We start from the raw sequence: 15,925 nt of genomic DNA on the forward strand, positions 1-15,925 counted from the left end.
TTTCTTTTTTATGTAGAAGTAGCTTATTCGTCTGCTTCTTGTTCAAGGAGTGAATCTTTGTTTGTATAAGCATGTTCTACCTTACAAATTCGAGTTGTATAGGATTCATACCAATCTTTTTTCCCCTTTTTTTGAACACGTTGATGTGCTGTGTGTGCTTTCCATTCTTTGATGGCTTCTAATGAATCCCAATAAGAGACAGTGATTCCAACACCATGTTCATCTCGTACACTTTCTATTCCAAGAAACTCATTTAGATCTTTCGCTAATTCTTCCAATTTTTGAGCAGCCGCATCGTATTGTTTCTGTTCGACATTTGTTCGTTTTGATGTGAAAATCACGGCATAATAGGGTGGTGAAGGTGTTTGAGTAAATAGCATTTAGTAGAACCTCCTTTTGTCTATTTGACATTATATATGAAAGAAAGAGGGTCTCGTAGTCTTTTTGTTTTAATTTAAAAAAGTCCAAGGTGCTTTTTGATTATTTATATTTTTGTAAAATCATCTCATAAACATTACCTTGTTCACTTTTCTGACATATTTTTCTTGTATAAAATAGAGTCGTATAAGATGAATAAGGGGGAATGAAAGTGATGTTCGTTAAGAAAAGGAGTTTGCAAATTCTCATTGCGCTTGCATTGGTGATTGGTTCAATGGCTTTTATCCAGCCGAAAGAGGTGAAGGCGGCTGAGCATAATCCAGTTGTGATGGTGCACGGCATTGGTGGTGCCTCTTATAACTTTTTTTCTATTAAAAATTACTTGATTGGACAAGGCTGGGATCGAAACCAATTATATGCTATTGATTTCATAGACAAAACAGGAAATAACCGCAACAATGGTCCGCGTCTATCGAGATTCGTCAAAGATGTGTTAGACAAAACGGGTGCCAAAAAAGTAGATATTGTGGCTCATAGTATGGGCGGGGCGAACACGCTATATTATATTAAGAATCTAGATGGCGGCGATAAAATTGAGAACGTTGTCACAATTGGTGGAGCAAACGGACTCGTTTCAAGCAGAGCATTACCAGGCACAGATCCAAATCAAAAAATTCTTTACACATCCGTCTATAGCTCAGCAGATCTTATTGTCGTCAACAGCCTCTCTCGTTTAATTGGCGCAAGAAACATCCTGATCCATGGCGTTGGCCATATCGGTCTATTAACCTCAAGCCAAGTGAAAGGGTATATTAAAGAAGGACTGAACGGCGGAGGACAGAATACGAATTAAAAAACAAAAAAAGACAGCGGCATATGCTGTCTTTTTTTATGTCAGTTGGCACATGGCGGCTGCTAGGTAAAAGAGATATTGATAAAGGAGGCAAAACGATGATGCAAAAACAGACAAAACATCGTACATAGCCAAATAAAAACATGTACAAAACGATCCTCATTCCTTACACTACATGTAGTGAATGTGAATATTCGGAGGTGGGCGTTTGTGAAAACGAATCAAAAGGCTTTTATCATTGTAGATGTACAAAAAGCGTTCGAGCATGAAAAATGGGGAGAACGCAATAACCTAGGGGCAGAGGGAAATATCAGCAGGCTATTGGCGTTTTGGCGAGAGAAAGGCTGGAAAGTGATTCATATTCAGCATACATCCGACAATCCGGACTCTGTATTTCATCCAGCAAATGAAGGGCACCTTTTCAAAGATATGGCTAAACCGCTAGAGGAAGAAACAGTGATACAAAAGAAAGTCAACAGCAGCTTTATAGGTACAAGCTTGGAGGAACAACTAAGGTCAAATCAGATTGACACGGTCGTAATTGCAGGATTAACAACCCCTCACTGCGTATCAACGACCACAAGAATGAGCGGAAATCTTGGCTTTGATACGTACTTGATCTCAGATGCAACAGCCGCATTTGGACTAACAGATCAAAACGGTACATATTTTGACCCAGAAACGATCCACCGGCTCTCACTTGCAACCCTGCATGATGAATTTGCGACTGTCATGACAACAGAGCAGCTCATCGCAAAATGGACAAGTCCAGAATGAACGTTTGAAAGCTCCTAGGAAGAAATCTAGGAGCTTTTTTTATGCTAAGTATATGTGTCCAGCGATTGTTTTCGTTGTTTCTTACGTGAGTAAACGAGATCAATCTCAATAAATAAAAAACTGACAAAGAATGATAAAATCAATACGCCGTCATCCCCTATCGATACATTCATTAAGTTTAAGTAAAGGACATACTTGATAGAGAGATATAAAACGATCCAAGAACTCACCCATTCCAAAGCATAAGTGAGCCATACAGGAAGTTTAAGGAGATAAGCCAGTCCTTTTCCTATGAATAGAAGGACAGGTGACCAAAAAACGACGATAACACTCACGAACAAAGAGAAAGAGATCAAAGAAAAAAACGAATCATACGTGATGGTTTCTCCAAAAAGAAAATTCACGCCTAGAACGGTGATGTATAGCAATACACTTGAAACCGCGATCACAAAGCAGATAGAAAAAAAGAGCAGGAAGATAAACAGACTTGCAGCAAATCTATTGGGTGGCTCATCTATAATCTGTTTTTTTCTTAGAAGAGAATAGGCAATCACTGATAAGGTTAAAAGTAAGAATAGAATAATCGTGATACTATACATGGAACTCCTCCATCTAAGTACTATAGAAGACCATACGACTGATATGTCATCTATCATGATTGTACCAATAGAAAAAAGGAACTTCAATGAAATATTTCCTATATTTGTATATAAAAATAGAGACAGGTTTGATTGAAGTAGAAATGGAGGGGATGGTCGAGGAAAAGTGGTTTTTGAAAATGGGAGGTTTCTTCCAATAATCTCATGTATAATAGAGAATGTACAAATGTACGGCTTACTCAAAGGTGGTCTTGGCTAAATCCCCTTGAAAGGGGGTGACGCCTATGTCAACTTTTCAAGCATTATCCCTTATGTTTTTATTTGGGATGTTTATACTTGCTTTGTTGACGTATATAGACAAAAAGAAATAGACCACCCTTTGAGCCTAGACAACTTGTAGGGTAGGTCCATTTATTGCGTACCTTCTAGCCAGCTCACTTTGAGCCAAGCATTTGTGCATTGCCGGGATGTGACAGCATCCTGGCTTCTTTTATTTTACGCTAAGTCTATTTGTATTATAACATAAAAAGGATGCGGTTAAACACTGTCATACATTTGCTTTTACTTTATATGTTTGACCCGAAACAAAAAACCCTAGAAATCCTTGAACAATCAAGGGATCTAGGGTTTGTTTGCTCTGTCTTAGAGAAGTAATGAAATTAACGAGAGTAGAACTCAACGATTAGTTGTTCGCTGATTTCAGGCGCTAATTCAGAACGCTCTGGAAGACGAGTGAAAGTTCCTTCAAGCTTTTCAGCATCGAAAGAAAGGTATTCAGGAACGAAGTTGTTTACTTCAACTGATTCTTTCACTACTGCAAGGTTTTGAGATTTCTCACGAAGAGCAATCGTTTGACCTGGTTTCACAGAGAAAGATGGGATGTCTACACGGCTTCCATCAACAAGGATGTGACCATGGTTTACTAGCTGACGAGCTTGGCGGCGAGTGCGAGCAAGGCCAAGACGGTATACTAGGTTGTCAAGGCGAGTTTCAAGAAGGATCATGAAGTTTTCACCTTGTTTACCAGGAAGTTTAGCAGCTTTGTCATATAGTGTACGGAATTGACGTTCGTTGACACCGTACATGTGACGAAGCTTTTGCTTCTCTTGTAATTGTAAACCATATTCAGAAAGTTTTTTGCGTTGTCCTGGACCATGTGGGCCTGGAGCGTAAGGGCGTTTTTCAAGTTCCTTACCTGTTCCGCTTAATGAAATGCCTAAACGGCGGGAAATCTTCCAACTTGGACCTGTATAGCGAGCCATAATGTGACTCCTCCTTATTGTTTTTATTTGTGAAAAATAAAAACCGTCTGTTCTTCCTCTTTTTCGTCATTATGTTTTCATGCATCCTCGCTCCAGCAGCAGGGAGTTACAAGATACACCTTCATAATATAGAAGGAACAAAATGATACAAAAAAGCCGAACAAAAAGGCTGCCATATTTCACACAAACTCTATTATATGACGCTGGGTAGGAGAAGTCAACCTATTTAGAGGCAAAGGTGACGTTCTTCATTATATAAAGAAACATAAAAAAGCAGACAATGTGCCTGCTTTTTCTGCATGATTACGCATCCGTAGAGACGGATAACGCCTGTTGGAGAATTTCTGTAAATTGAATAAGGTAGGTCTCATCTACTTCACTGAAGCGGTCTTTCACAGGGCTGTCAATATCGAGTACCCCAATGATCTGTCCATTGACCTTGAGCGGAATGACTATTTCAGATTGCGATGCGGCATCACAGGCAATATGTCCAGGGAATGCATGGACATCAGCGATACGCTGCACTTCACCTGTCGCAAAGGCTGTACCGCAAACGCCTTTTCCAGAAGGGATGCGCACACATGCAGGCAGTCCGTTAAATGGTCCAAGCACAAGCTCGCCGCCCTTTGCTAAATAAAACCCGGCCCAATTGACTTCAGGAAGTGAGTGATAGAGTAGCGCAGCTGCATTTGCCAAGTTGGCAATCAGATCAGGTTCACCATTTGTAATGGCTTCTACCTGTTTGACAAGCAATTGATAGTCTTTTGAAGGATCGCCAGACTGTTTTTCGACATGAAACATGAAAATCTCCTACTTTCTATCTTAAAAATACATAACTTGCGTCTCGCATGTGGGATTTGTCGAGCAATTGTAAAAGGAACTTCCGCCTTCATCTTGAAGTATGTACACATGAAGAGGGGTGAGCGGATGAAAACATCAACAACCGTGCAAACAAAAGATCGTATTATGGATGCTGCCATCAGACTTTTTAACCAAAAAGGATTTTCTGGAACCTCTGTCCGTGAGATTGCGAAGGAAGCAAACGTCAACGTTGCCCACATTTCTTATTACTTTCAAGGAAAAGGAGGGCTGCTTGAGCAGCTCGTATCCGATTTTTATGAAGGCTACATTCACATGATTGAATCACATCTCCATCACATGGAAACCCGTCATGCAAAAGAATGCTTACTACATGTGGTTTTTGATATTTTATCTTATCAGCACAAGCACCGTCAATTAACCCGTTTCGTTTATCGGGAGGTGACGATTGATTCGACACTCATCAGAGAAATCATGTCGACATATTTAACAAAAGAAAAATATTTGTTTCAGCTCATCATTGAAAAAGGAAAAAGCACCCATGTCATTTGTGAGCAGCTTTCACTCGCATCCTTTATGCTTCAGCTAAAATCACTTCTCATGATGCCATATTTACAGCCGCAATATTTAACAGAGGTGCTTTATTTGAACCCAAGTGAGCCGTATTTCTATCAAATGTACTTTAAGGAGCTGAGCCGCTCGCTTCATTATCTGTTAGAACCAAAAGAGCCGGCACTAGATTCTCATCTGAACCTCATGATGTCCTCGAATTGATCATACGCATATCCGAGATCTTCCGCTTGATGGGCATCAGAGCCGAATATGAGCGGAATTTTTTTCTTTTTTGCAAGCTCAATCATCCATTGATCTAAATAGATACTTCTGGCATATGTTTTACGAAGACCTGATGTATTAAAATCTAAGGACATGCCTTTTTTTGCCGTTTCTTCAAGGCAAAGGGTGACCTTTTGACAAAGTTCAGGTGACATTTCATATGGAAAAAGCTGTTTGAATTTCTGGACAAGGGTGATATGACCGATTCTCTTTGGCTTATATTGGCCTAAAGATGATAGAATAGAAGAATGAATTTGGTCATAGTAGCTTTGATAGACCTGTTCGATGCTGCCATAGATGCTTATTAGCTGCTGGAAGGCATGCTCGTCAAAATCAAGGCAAATATAATCATCGCCAGCAGGAAGAAAGTGAACAGATAAAATGGCGTCGTCTAGTTCTGGACCATAGCAGTCTAAAAAGGTTCTTGTTTCCTCTTCATACTCTTTGATAAAGTCAACCTCAAGCCCAGTTTTTACTATTAATTGTCCTTTGTATTCTTGTTTCAGCTGAGCCAGTTTCGTTATATACGCTTCAAGGTCTTGGAGCTTCATGGCACTATCCTGCTCAGGTGTTGGATCTTGAAACGATGGAGGCAGCGGGGCATGCTCGGTAAAGGTTATGGAATCAAATCCCTTTTTAATGGCTTTTTCAATATAAGAATGAAAAGAATCAAGCGAACCGTGCGGGCAAAACGGTGTATGTAGATGTGCATCTTGTTTCAGCATGTCGTCACCTCTTGTCGATATTTTGAAAAACGTGATGTTTATCAGCGAAAATAATGAAAAATCATGACCAAAAATGCTGGTTACATGGTATCATAATAACAATGAAAACGACAGCTTCCGCATACATAAAAGCAGGTCACATTGATACGTGTGATCAAATGATAGAAAGCGCACAAATACTTTCTTGAAAAAACATACATAAAACCGTGAATGGATGGTATTGGAAAACATACGATCCTGCTTATAAAAAACAAATGCAAAGCGGACACGAAAGGGTTCTCAGGTCTACTCGGGACACTTTTACCCTGACATCACTTAGATCACAACAAGGGGGCTCATTATGGAGTTAATCATCGGTTTAATTGTCATTTTGCTTGCTTTGTTTTCAGTCGGTTATTTCCTGCGAAAAAATATATATAAAGAGATTGACCGATTGGAAGCATGGAAAATTGAAATTTTAAACAGATCAATTGTAGAAGAAATTTCAAAGATCAAACATTTAAAAATGACCGGAGAAACAGAGCAATTTTTTGAAAGATGGCGTGCAGAGTGGGACGATATCGTCACAGCCCATCTTCCAAAGGTAGAGGAGCTATTATATGATGCAGAAGAGTATTCTGATAAATATCGATTCTCCAAAGCCAAGCAGGTCCTTACGCACATTGAGGACTTGCTGAGTGCTGCTGATTCGAACATTGAAGACATTTTAAAAGAGATTGCAGACCTTGTCACAAGCGAGGAGCAAAATCGCAAGGACATTGAAAAGGTCAAAGAACAATATCAAACAGTTCGAAAAAATCTGCTTGCGTACAGCCATTTATACGGTACCCTTTATGACAAAATGGAGCAGGACTTAGATGAAGCCTGGGAAGGGATCAAGCAGTACGAAGAAGAGACAGAAAACGGCAACTATATGAAAGCAAGAAAGATTTTGCTTGAGCAAGACCGCAGACTCGATCAGCTTCAGCTGTATATCAATGATGTACCGAAGCTCATTGCAGACTGTAAACAAACCGTACCAGGCCAGCTGACGAAGCTGAAAGACGGATATAAAGAAATGACAGACAAAGGCTACAAGCTCGAGCACATCCAGATCACTAAAGAGCTTGAGAACTTAAACAAACAGCTGACCCGTGCGGAAAAACTACTGATTGATGAACTCAATCTGGATGAAGCATCAAGCATTTTGCAAATGATTGATGATGCCATTCAGACGCTGTATGATCAGCTGGAAGCGGAAGTAGAAGCAGGTCAGGAAATCAAAAGCAAAATGCCTGAGCTGACGGAAGCATTTGAAAAGCTCGAGCAGGATCACACCCAAACAAAGGCAGAAACAGCTCTTGTAAAAGAAAGCTACAAACTGACAGCCGGAGAGCTTGATCAACAGAAGGCGTTCGAAAAACGCTTAGAAGAAATTGAAAAGCTCATGAAACAAATTCGCGAGAAGCTTGATCGTGACCATGTCGCATATTCATTATTAATGAATGAAATCAATCAGCTTGAGACCTTTATCGATGATGCAAAAGCATTGCATGATACATTTAAGGATCATCTTCAATCATTAAGAAAAGAAGAGCTGCAAGCGAGAGAAACACTGGCTGAGCTCAAAACGATGCTGACAGATACAGTGCGTCAGCTGCAAAAAAGCAATATTCCAGGTGTACCTGCTGATATGAAAGAGCAGGCTGAAAAAGCGCAGGAGATGATTCAGCAAGTGCACGAGCAGCTGGAGAATCTGCCGCTCAACATGCCAGCTGTGAATGGGCAATTAAAAGAAGCCTCCAACACAGTGAGACATGTTGTGAATGAGACGGAAGAAATGCTCACTAAAGTGGATCAAATTGAACGAATCATTCAATATGGCAATCGTTTTAGAAGCCAAAATCATATTCTTTCAGAACAATTAAAAGAGGCAGAGCGAAGATTTTATGCGTATGATTATAACGGTTCATTTGATGTAGCAGCAGCAGCTGTTGAAAAAGCATCACCTGGAGCCGTTCAGAAGTTATTAGCTCAGCACGAAAAAGAATATCAGCATCAATAAAAAAGCTGAAGTCCATTAATAGGACTTCAGCTTTTTTGTATTATGATGCCTGTTTCTGGCGTTCTTCTGAAGCAGAAGAAGTGAAAAGTGAGATCACGAACCCAATGGCGACTCCAAGTATCGCAGGGACAAGCCAGCCAATGCCATGGTCATAAAAAGGCAGCACTGTTTGGAAAATGTCTTTTACTGGACCGATTGGAAGCTTTGCTGCTGCTAAGCCGTCAAATAAGCTGACGCACCCTGTTAAAATTAACGAGAGGACATATACAGGTCTTCTATGTCCAAGCCATTTATCAGCAAGTGATAGAACGATGATCACAATCGCAAGCGGATAAATCGCTGTTAAGACTGGAACAGAGAAAGCAACAATATGAGCAAGTCCAAAGTTAGAAATGATGAAACTAAATAATGTAACAAGTGTCACGACCATTTTATATGAAAGCTTTGGAAGTAACTTCGAGAAATACTCTCCACATGATGTGACAAGACCGATACTTGTTGTTAAACAAGCGACTGTGATGGCAGCACCTAATACAATATTTCCTAGACTGCCGAAAAGGAACTGAGAAGACTGTGCTAAGATTTTGCTTCCATCTCCAACGAATCCAATGGCATGTGTACTAGAAGCACCTAGATACGCAAGTGACAGGTAAACGAAGGCTAATCCAGCAGCTGCAATCAAACCTGCTTTGATACAAGCAGAAGCCAGTGCCTTTTTACTTGTCACACCGCGTCCTTTAATTGCGTTGATGACAACAATTCCAAATACAATAGAAGCAAGAGCATCCATCGTTTTATAACCCTCTAAAAACCCTTTGAAAAACGATCCGTTGCTATAAGATACATCTGGTGTACCAATGACGCCCATCGGTGTCAAAATGGCTTTGACAATGATAATAAAAATGATCGTAAATTTAATCGGTGTTAATATTTTCCCTACACGATCCACGATTTTCGTTGGATTTAAAGCAAGGTAATACGTAATACCGAAAAAGACGAGTGTAAATAAAAGAAGAGACAGCCAAGCTGGCACACTTGATAAAAATGGTAATGCCCCAATCTCATACGAAACTGTTCCTGTACGCGGAATAGCGAAAAGCGGCCCAATGGATAAATATAAAATGACGGTGAATGCTGTTCCAAACACTGGGTGAGCCTTATCTGCAAGTCCTTTTGCATCACGCCCTGTTAAAGCAATCGCAATAATCCCCAGTAGAGGTAAACCGACACCTGTTAATAAAAATCCGCCCATTGCTTTCCATACATTTGTTCCGGCATATTGCCCAAGCTCTGGTGGATAAATCATATTTCCGGCGCCGAAGAATAAAGCAAATAACATAAAACCTATAATAATCGTATCTTTCGTCGACAATGTTGCCTTCATTGAATATAAAGCCTCCAATATTATGTTGAAATATTCTGTTAATTAGTTGCTAAAACGGTTCTTCATTAACATTCACTAATTATAAAGGATGTACGCCTGATGTCAACATGTGTTTTCGTACAAAAGTCATGAATTTTTCTATTTTAGTATATGAAGAACAATAAAAAAACATCCCCTTCCACAGAAGAAGAGGATGTTTTGGTTCACGATAACTAGGAGGCGAGCTGTTTCGGCGGATTGGTAAACATCGAAATAAGTAAACCAATCACAGCACCGAGAATAGCTGGTACGATCCAGCCAATCCCTAAATCGTAAAACGGAACGATTGAACCTAAGATCTTAGGCAAGCCGCCTAGATTGACTTCGGCTGCTAATAATCCATCAATAATGGCAAAGAAACCAGTAAAGATGAGAGATACGATATAAATGAGTCTTCTGCCGTTAATCCAGCGGTCAAGGAATGACAATAAAATAATGACAATGGCCAATGGATAGATGGTTACAAGAACAGGAACAGATAGAGAAATAATTTGTGCCAGCCCAAGGTTTGCAACCAGTGTACTAAATAAAGAAACAATTAGAACGACTGTACGATAAGAAAAGCTAGGGAAAAGCTTTGAAAAATATTCCCCGCAAGATGAAATAAGTCCAACACTCGTCGTTAAACAAGCAAATAAAATGGCTGCGCCAAGAACAATGTTACCAGCAGAACCGAATAAAAAGTTGGCAGAGAGTGAAAGGAGCTTTCCACCTTCATTGGCTCCAACAATGCCCGTCGCATCAGGGCTTGAAGCACCCACATAAGCAAGTGAAATGTACACGAGTGCCAGTCCAATAGCAGCCACGAATCCTGCTTTAATACAAGCTGCTGCAAGAGATTTACGCTCCGTAATGCCTCTGTCTTTAACAGCTGTTACCACGACGATCCCAAAAACGATAGAAGCAAGAGCATCCATTGTTTTATAGCCTTCTAAAAAGCCAGTGAAGAGCGGGTTTGCTTTATATGTTGCATCAGGAGCACCGATCATTCCCATTGGCGTAGCAATGGCTTTAATGACAATAATAGCAATAACTGTTAATAAGATCGGTGTTAAAATTTTACCAATTCGATCAACCAGCTTTGAAGGATTTAAAGCGAGCAGATATGAAATGGCGAAAAACACAACGGTAAAGATGAATAGCGGTACCCATGAAGTAGATTGGGCACTTGACAAGAAAGGAGCTAATCCTATCTCATACGAAACCGTACCTGTTCTCGGAATAGCGAAAAATGGTCCAATGGACAAATACAGAATGACGGTGAAAATGGTGCCGAATTTAGGATGAGCTTTATCAGCAAGGCCTTTTGCACCGGTACCTGTCAGTGCGACTGCAATTACCCCTAGAAGCGGAAGACCTACTCCTGTGAGTAAAAATCCACCGATGGCGAGCCATACATTCTCACCAGCATATTGTCCAAGAACAGGTGGGAAAATCATATTTCCAGCGCCAAAGAATAATGCAAAAAGCATTAGACCAATGGCTAGCGTCTCTTTTATACTTAAACTATTTTTCAAAATAGTCCCTCCTCAATCTCAATCAGTGTAGTGTGCCAAATTAAAATATTCTGACAATTTAAATGTTTATGTGACAATTGCACTATGGATGATATAGTGAAAATGAAAAGTTGTCAACTGCCATTTTCAGAAAATTCTCTGTCTGACTTCATTATGGTAACATATAATTGCATTTATTTTTTAAGCTTTTTGTAAGGAGTTACATTTATGATCTATCTTGATAATAGTGCAACCACAAAACCGTACCCTGAGGTTTTACAAGTATATCAGCAAGTGAGTGAGCGTTATTTTGGAAATCCATCTTCGCTTCATCAGCTCGGAATAGATGCAAGCCGGCTGTTAAATGAAACGAGAAAACAAATGCTTCACTACACGGGCTTGAAACATTATGAGATTATTTTTACTTCTGGTGCAACAGAAGCGAATAACATTGCCATTAAAGGGGCAGCACTTGCCAAAATGAACCGGGGCAAGCATATTGTGACAACAGAAATAGAGCATCCTTCTGTTATTGAATCGTTTGAACAGCTGAAGGCGTTATTTGGCTTTGACATCTCCTATATTCAAGTAAATGAGCATGGCCATGCAGATATGACTCATTTAAAAGAAGTGCTTCGCCCTGATACAGTGCTTGTCAGCATGATGCACGTCAATAACGAAACCGGTGCCATCCAGCCGATTGAAGAGGCTGCTGGTATCATTCGAGAACATGCCGAAAACGCACTTTTTCATGTCGACGGGGTGCAGGGAATGTGCAAGATAGCACTCAATAAACAGCTGGATGTAGACCTTTTGACGATGTCAGGCCATAAAATTCATGGATTAAAAGGCACAGGAGCTCTCTTTTTAAAGAAAGATGTCACTCTCGCCCCTTTCATTACTGGAGGAGAGCAGGAATTAGGGCTTCGTTCAGGTACTGAAAACCCTGCTGGAGCTGTCAGCTTAGCAAAAGCCATGAAACAATCATTTGAACAGCTTGACAAGCATCATGATGAGATGCTGAACTTAAAAACGCAGCTGCAAAAACAGCTTGGAGAGATAGAAGGTATTGTGATGAATACACCGAGGGCACAAAGTGCGCCGCACATTGTGAATTTTTCAGTGCCGGGTATTCAAATTGAAGTCCTCCTCCATATGCTTGAAAAAGAAGGTATATATGTTTCTACAACCTCTGCCTGCTCAGCCAAGAAAAAAGAGCCAAGCCGTGTACTGCTGGCAATGGGAAAACCAGAGGAAGTAGCCAAAAGCAGTATGAGAATCAGCTTGACGTATGGACAAGGACCAGAGCTTGCAACGCAAATCATCACATCGATCGCACAAAGTGTGAAAAAATTAAAAGGAATGAGATAACAGCATGAAATATGATCATATTTTAGTCCGTTTTGGTGAAATCTCAACAAAAGGGAAGAATAGAAAGAAATTTATTGAAAAACTAAGAAAGCACATTCGGTTCGTCTTAAAGGATTTTGAAGCATTAAAGTTTGCATCTGATAGAGACCGCATCACGATTATGCTAAACGGAGAAGACCCTGAACCGATTTCAGAACAGCTCAAAAGTGTATTTGGTATTCAGAGCTTTAGTCTTGCGGTTAAATGTGAGACGAATCTAGATGCGATTAAAGAAGCAGCACTAACAGCGGTACAGGAAGTGTATGAACAAGGAAATACATTTAAAGTCTCAACGAAACGCTCTTATAAACAATTTGAACTTGATTCAAATGAAATGAACCGAGAAATTGGCGGACATGTTCTAAGTAATACGGAAAATTTAACGGTCAATGTGAAACAGCCGGATGTGCATTTACGCATTGAAATCAGAGAGCAAGCCACGTACATTACATTTAAAGATGTCAAAGGTGCAGGCGGACTGCCGGTCGGTTCTAGCGGAAGAGCGATGCTCATGCTTTCAGGCGGCTTTGACAGCCCAGTTGCCGGCTATCAAGCAATGAAACGCGGAATTGAAATTGAAGCTGTGCATTTCTTTAGCCCGCCGTATACAAGTGAACGTGCCAAACAAAAGGTCATTGATCTTGCAGAATGCCTGGCAGCATATGGAGGCGAAGTGAAGCTTCACATCGTACCTTTTACAAAAATTCAAGAGCTGATCCATAAACAAGTACCTGAAAACTATACGATGACATCAACAAGAAGAATGATGCTGAAAATAGCTGACAAAATAAGAGAAAAGCGCGATGCCCTTGCGATTATTACCGGAGAAAGCCTTGGTCAAGTGGCAAGTCAGACACTTGAAAGCATGTATGCTATTAACCATGTGTCCAATACACCAATCATCCGCCCGCTTATTGCTGTCGATAAAAATGACATTATTGATGAAGCGAGACGAATTGGCACATACGATACAAGTATTCAGCCTTTCGAGGATTGCTGCACGATCTTTACGCCGCCGTCTCCTAAAACAAAACCAAAGCTTGAGAAGGTAGAACGCTACGAAAGCTTTGCTGATTTCGAGCCGATGCTGGACGAGGCAGTAGAGCAAATTGAAACAATTATTGTGACAAATGAAAAGAAAGCGGCAGACGAATTCGCTGATTTATTCTAAAACGAAAATTTCATAATAATTACCATAAAATCAATCGCATGAAGTCATGTGTTTCTACACATTCTATATTCACAAGGAGGTGAGAACACATGGCTCAACAAAACAGACAAAGCAGTTCTAACCAATTACTAGTACCAGGCGCTGCACAAGCTATCGACCAAATGAAGTACGAAATCGCTTCTGAATTTGGTGTAAACCTTGGTGCAGAAACTACATCTCGCGCTAACGGATCAGTTGGTGGAGAAATCACTAAGCGTCTTGTATCTTACGCTCAACAACATATGGGTGGCGGATCTTTCTAAGACACACAATTTAAAAGCTATGGCTTATGAGCGGGATCCTTCCCGCTCTTTTCTTTTTGTACATATAAATAGTTAGAATATTTTAAAAAAAGAAGACGGATGAAAAAAATTATGGCATAATACTAGGAGTAGGTCCTAATTCAAGCATTTTTCAGTTATGAGTGTTAGAATAGGTAAATTGAAACATGTTTCGTTTCATAAGAAAGAGGCTAAAAGGAGCTGTACCATGAAAAGAGAAGACTTAATTGCACCAGAACAATATAACTTAGTCAGCGAGATTGAAGCGTTCAGTCATGACAAGGAGAAAATGGCCCTGCACTGGCAGGACGGCAATGGCCACGAAGCGCATGTGACGTATGCAGCATTAGTGGAAGAGGCAAATAAAATTGGACATGTTTTATTAAAAGCAGGCTTCAAAAAAGGTGATAAAATCATTGTGATGGTGCCGCGCATGCTCGAGGCATACAGCATTTATTTAGCAATTTTGAAAACAGGAATGGTTGTGATTCCTTGTTCTGAAATGCTGCGTGCGAAAGATATAGATTACCGAATTGAACATGCAGAAGCAAAGGGAGCGATCGTTTACTCTTCATTCATTCAATCGTTCGACGGAACCAAACAGCCAAACGATTTTAAAACATTCTCAATCGGTGAAAACGATCATGGCTGGAGAAACATTCTAGCGCAAAAGGAAGAGCAATCAAACGAGCTTGAGTTGGCAGATACAAAGCGCACAGACATGGCGTTTTTATCCTATACATCAGGTACAACAGGGAACCCAAAAGGGGTTGTTCATACACACGGATGGGCGTATGCACATTTACGCACAGCTGCAAAAGCATGGCTCTCCATTAATGAAGGAGATAAAGTATGGGCAACAGCAGGACCAGGCTGGCAAAAATGGGTGTGGAGCCCTCTCTTATCTGTGTTAGGAAGTGGAGCAGAAGGCTTTGTATATGGAGGAAAATTCAACCCAAATACATACTTAGAGCTGCTTCAAAATAATGAAATCAATGTCCTATGCTGTACACCGACAGAATACCGCTTTATGGCAAAAGTAGATGATTTAAGTCAGTACAAGCTGCCAAATCTGCATAGTGCTGTTTCTGCGGGAGAGCCGCTGAACCGTGAAGTCATTGATACATTCAAAAAGCATTTCGATATAGAAGTACGAGACGGCTATGGCCAAACTGAAAGCACACTGCTCGTAGGGGTGCTAAAAGGAATGGACATCAAGCCAGGCAGTATGGGAAAACCAACCCCTGGCAACGAAGTAGACATCATTGATGAGGATGGAAACGTCTGCGCACCTGGAGAAATTGGTGACATTGCGGTCCATCTTGAAACGCCGGCTTTATTTAAGGAATACTACAAAGACGAAGAGCGTACAAAGGCGCAGCGCCGCGGCAATTACTTTATTACGGGTGACCGCGCGAAAAAAGACGAAGATGGGTACTTCTGGTTTGAAAGTCGCAGAGATGACATCATTGTCAGCTCAGGCTATACGATTGGACCGTTTGAAGTAGAAGATGCGCTGATCAAGCATCCAGCAGTGAAGGAATGTGCAGTTGTGGCGAGCCCAGATGAAATCAGAGGATCAATCGTGAAAGCATACGTCGTCCTTCGTGATGGAACTGATCAAAGTGATGAACTGATCAAAGAGCTGCAAACACATGTGAAAAACACAACAGCACCGTACAAATACCCAAGAGAAATCGAATTCATTGACGAACTGCCAAAAACACCGTCAGCGAAAATCCGCCGTGTAGAGCTGAGAGAAAGAGAGCTTGCACGAAAAGGTCAATCATAAAGAAGCGAGAAGCGTTCGGATG

Annotated in this window: 16 protein-coding genes; 9 read left to right on the plus strand and 7 right to left on the minus strand. The window is 40.6% G+C overall.

Annotated elements, in window-relative coordinates; translation table 11 throughout:
• Nucleotides 1-23: 23 nt before the first annotated feature.
• Nucleotides 24-380, minus strand: coding sequence for an antibiotic biosynthesis monooxygenase family protein (locus AAZR19_RS03810; protein ID WP_076840282.1), 357 nt, complete (start codon nucleotides 378-380; stop codon nucleotides 24-26).
• Between the two features lie 209 nt (nucleotides 381-589).
• Here AAZR19_RS03810 and AAZR19_RS03815 point away from each other — a divergent pair, with 209 nt between their 5' ends.
• Nucleotides 590-1,231 carry an esterase/lipase family protein gene (locus tag AAZR19_RS03815; protein WP_163114906.1) on the plus strand — a complete coding sequence of 214 codons (642 nt, stop codon included), beginning with the start codon at nucleotides 590-592 and terminating at the stop codon, nucleotides 1,229-1,231.
• 210 nt (nucleotides 1,232-1,441) lie between these two features.
• Complete coding sequence (locus AAZR19_RS03820; RefSeq protein ID WP_076840284.1) at nucleotides 1,442-2,008, plus strand: cysteine hydrolase family protein; 567 nt, start codon at nucleotides 1,442-1,444, stop codon at nucleotides 2,006-2,008.
• Nucleotides 2,009-2,052: 44 nt separating this feature from the next.
• On the opposite strand, the gene AAZR19_RS03825 is transcribed toward AAZR19_RS03820, so the two are convergent.
• Nucleotides 2,053-2,607 carry a hypothetical protein gene (locus AAZR19_RS03825; RefSeq protein ID WP_041107273.1) on the minus strand — a complete coding sequence of 185 codons (555 nt, stop codon included), beginning with the start codon at nucleotides 2,605-2,607 and terminating at the stop codon, nucleotides 2,053-2,055.
• 284 nt (nucleotides 2,608-2,891) lie between these two features.
• Here AAZR19_RS03825 and AAZR19_RS03830 point away from each other — a divergent pair, with 284 nt between their 5' ends.
• Complete coding sequence (locus AAZR19_RS03830) at nucleotides 2,892-2,978, plus strand: putative holin-like toxin (protein WP_017358303.1); 87 nt, start codon at nucleotides 2,892-2,894, stop codon at nucleotides 2,976-2,978.
• 288 nt (nucleotides 2,979-3,266) lie between these two features.
• Here AAZR19_RS03830 and rpsD read toward each other — a convergent pair whose 3' ends face one another.
• On the minus strand, nucleotides 3,267-3,869 hold the full coding sequence (gene rpsD, locus AAZR19_RS03835) for a 30S ribosomal protein S4 (RefSeq protein WP_024424838.1): 603 nt from the start codon (nucleotides 3,867-3,869) through the stop codon (nucleotides 3,267-3,269).
• Nucleotides 3,870-4,172: 303 nt separating this feature from the next.
• On the minus strand, nucleotides 4,173-4,670 hold the full coding sequence (locus tag AAZR19_RS03840; RefSeq protein WP_046312074.1) for a GAF domain-containing protein: 498 nt from the start codon (nucleotides 4,668-4,670) through the stop codon (nucleotides 4,173-4,175).
• A 126-nt stretch (nucleotides 4,671-4,796) separates the two neighbouring features.
• Between AAZR19_RS03840 and refZ the strand changes: the two genes are divergently transcribed.
• On the plus strand, nucleotides 4,797-5,462 hold the full coding sequence (gene refZ / locus AAZR19_RS03845) for a forespore capture DNA-binding protein RefZ (RefSeq protein WP_434702362.1): 666 nt from the start codon (nucleotides 4,797-4,799) through the stop codon (nucleotides 5,460-5,462).
• Here refZ and hisJ read toward each other — a convergent pair.
• On the minus strand, nucleotides 5,432-6,247 hold the full coding sequence (hisJ, locus tag AAZR19_RS03850) for a histidinol-phosphatase HisJ (protein WP_034624242.1): 816 nt from the start codon (nucleotides 6,245-6,247) through the stop codon (nucleotides 5,432-5,434). The genes refZ and hisJ overlap by 31 nt on opposite strands.
• 340 nt (nucleotides 6,248-6,587) lie before the next feature.
• On the opposite strand from hisJ, the gene ezrA reads away from it, so the two are divergent.
• Nucleotides 6,588-8,291, plus strand: a complete 1,704-nt coding sequence (gene ezrA, locus AAZR19_RS03855) for a septation ring formation regulator EzrA (RefSeq protein WP_041107269.1) — start codon at nucleotides 6,588-6,590, stop codon at nucleotides 8,289-8,291.
• 40 nt (nucleotides 8,292-8,331) lie between these two features.
• On the opposite strand, the gene brnQ (AAZR19_RS03860) is transcribed toward ezrA, so the two are convergent.
• Both brnQ (AAZR19_RS03860) and brnQ (AAZR19_RS03865) read right to left on the minus strand, forming a co-directional pair.
• Nucleotides 8,332-9,675: a branched-chain amino acid transport system II carrier protein gene (gene brnQ, locus AAZR19_RS03860; RefSeq protein ID WP_041107267.1), complete on the minus strand. Its 1,344-nt coding sequence runs from the start codon at nucleotides 9,673-9,675 to the stop codon at nucleotides 8,332-8,334.
• A 212-nt stretch (nucleotides 9,676-9,887) separates the two neighbouring features.
• Nucleotides 9,888-11,231, minus strand: a complete 1,344-nt coding sequence (gene brnQ / locus AAZR19_RS03865) for a branched-chain amino acid transport system II carrier protein (protein WP_041107265.1) — start codon at nucleotides 11,229-11,231, stop codon at nucleotides 9,888-9,890.
• Between the two features lie 207 nt (nucleotides 11,232-11,438).
• Between brnQ (AAZR19_RS03865) and AAZR19_RS03870 the strand changes: the two genes are divergently transcribed.
• The 4 genes from AAZR19_RS03870 (at nucleotide 11,439) to mbcS (ending at nucleotide 15,903) form a co-directional block, all read left to right on the plus strand.
• Complete coding sequence (locus tag AAZR19_RS03870) at nucleotides 11,439-12,581, plus strand: cysteine desulfurase family protein (RefSeq protein WP_218677095.1); 1,143 nt, start codon at nucleotides 11,439-11,441, stop codon at nucleotides 12,579-12,581.
• Between the two features lie 4 nt (nucleotides 12,582-12,585).
• Complete coding sequence (gene thiI / locus AAZR19_RS03875) at nucleotides 12,586-13,791, plus strand: tRNA uracil 4-sulfurtransferase ThiI (protein WP_218677096.1); 1,206 nt, start codon at nucleotides 12,586-12,588, stop codon at nucleotides 13,789-13,791.
• 89 nt (nucleotides 13,792-13,880) lie between these two features.
• Nucleotides 13,881-14,093 carry an alpha/beta-type small acid-soluble spore protein gene (locus AAZR19_RS03880; protein ID WP_024424829.1) on the plus strand — a complete coding sequence of 71 codons (213 nt, stop codon included), beginning with the start codon at nucleotides 13,881-13,883 and terminating at the stop codon, nucleotides 14,091-14,093.
• 226 nt (nucleotides 14,094-14,319) lie between these two features.
• Complete coding sequence (mbcS, locus tag AAZR19_RS03885) at nucleotides 14,320-15,903, plus strand: acyl-CoA synthetase MbcS (protein ID WP_041107259.1); 1,584 nt, start codon at nucleotides 14,320-14,322, stop codon at nucleotides 15,901-15,903.
• Nucleotides 15,904-15,925: the final 22 nt, after the last annotated feature.

Source organism: Bacillus sp. Je.9.29.b, assembly GCF_051129925.1.
Taxonomy (GTDB): Bacteria; Bacillota; Bacilli; order Bacillales; family Bacillaceae; genus Bacillus; species Bacillus safensis.

Bases quoted from the DNA above. Each gene is read 5' to 3' on its own strand.
- brnQ (WP_041107267.1), bottom strand. From the start codon at position 9,675: ATGAAGGCAACATTGTCGACGAAAGATACGATTATTATAGGTTTTATG.
- AAZR19_RS03810 (WP_076840282.1), bottom strand. From the start codon at position 380: ATGCTATTTACTCAAACACCTTCACCACCCTATTATGCCGTGATTTTC.
- hisJ (WP_034624242.1), bottom strand. From the start codon at position 6,247: ATGCTGAAACAAGATGCACATCTACATACACCGTTTTGCCCGCACGGT.
- ezrA (WP_041107269.1), top strand. From the start codon at position 6,588: ATGGAGTTAATCATCGGTTTAATTGTCATTTTGCTTGCTTTGTTTTCA.
- AAZR19_RS03870 (WP_218677095.1), top strand. From the start codon at position 11,439: ATGATCTATCTTGATAATAGTGCAACCACAAAACCGTACCCTGAGGTT.
- AAZR19_RS03830 (WP_017358303.1), top strand. From the start codon at position 2,892: ATGTCAACTTTTCAAGCATTATCCCTTATGTTTTTATTTGGGATGTTT.
- thiI (WP_218677096.1), top strand. From the start codon at position 12,586: ATGAAATATGATCATATTTTAGTCCGTTTTGGTGAAATCTCAACAAAA.
- AAZR19_RS03840 (WP_046312074.1), bottom strand. From the start codon at position 4,670: ATGTTTCATGTCGAAAAACAGTCTGGCGATCCTTCAAAAGACTATCAA.
- AAZR19_RS03880 (WP_024424829.1), top strand. From the start codon at position 13,881: ATGGCTCAACAAAACAGACAAAGCAGTTCTAACCAATTACTAGTACCA.
- AAZR19_RS03825 (WP_041107273.1), bottom strand. From the start codon at position 2,607: ATGTATAGTATCACGATTATTCTATTCTTACTTTTAACCTTATCAGTG.
- mbcS (WP_041107259.1), top strand. From the start codon at position 14,320: ATGAAAAGAGAAGACTTAATTGCACCAGAACAATATAACTTAGTCAGC.
- refZ (WP_434702362.1), top strand. From the start codon at position 4,797: ATGAAAACATCAACAACCGTGCAAACAAAAGATCGTATTATGGATGCT.
- rpsD (WP_024424838.1), bottom strand. From the start codon at position 3,869: ATGGCTCGCTATACAGGTCCAAGTTGGAAGATTTCCCGCCGTTTAGGC.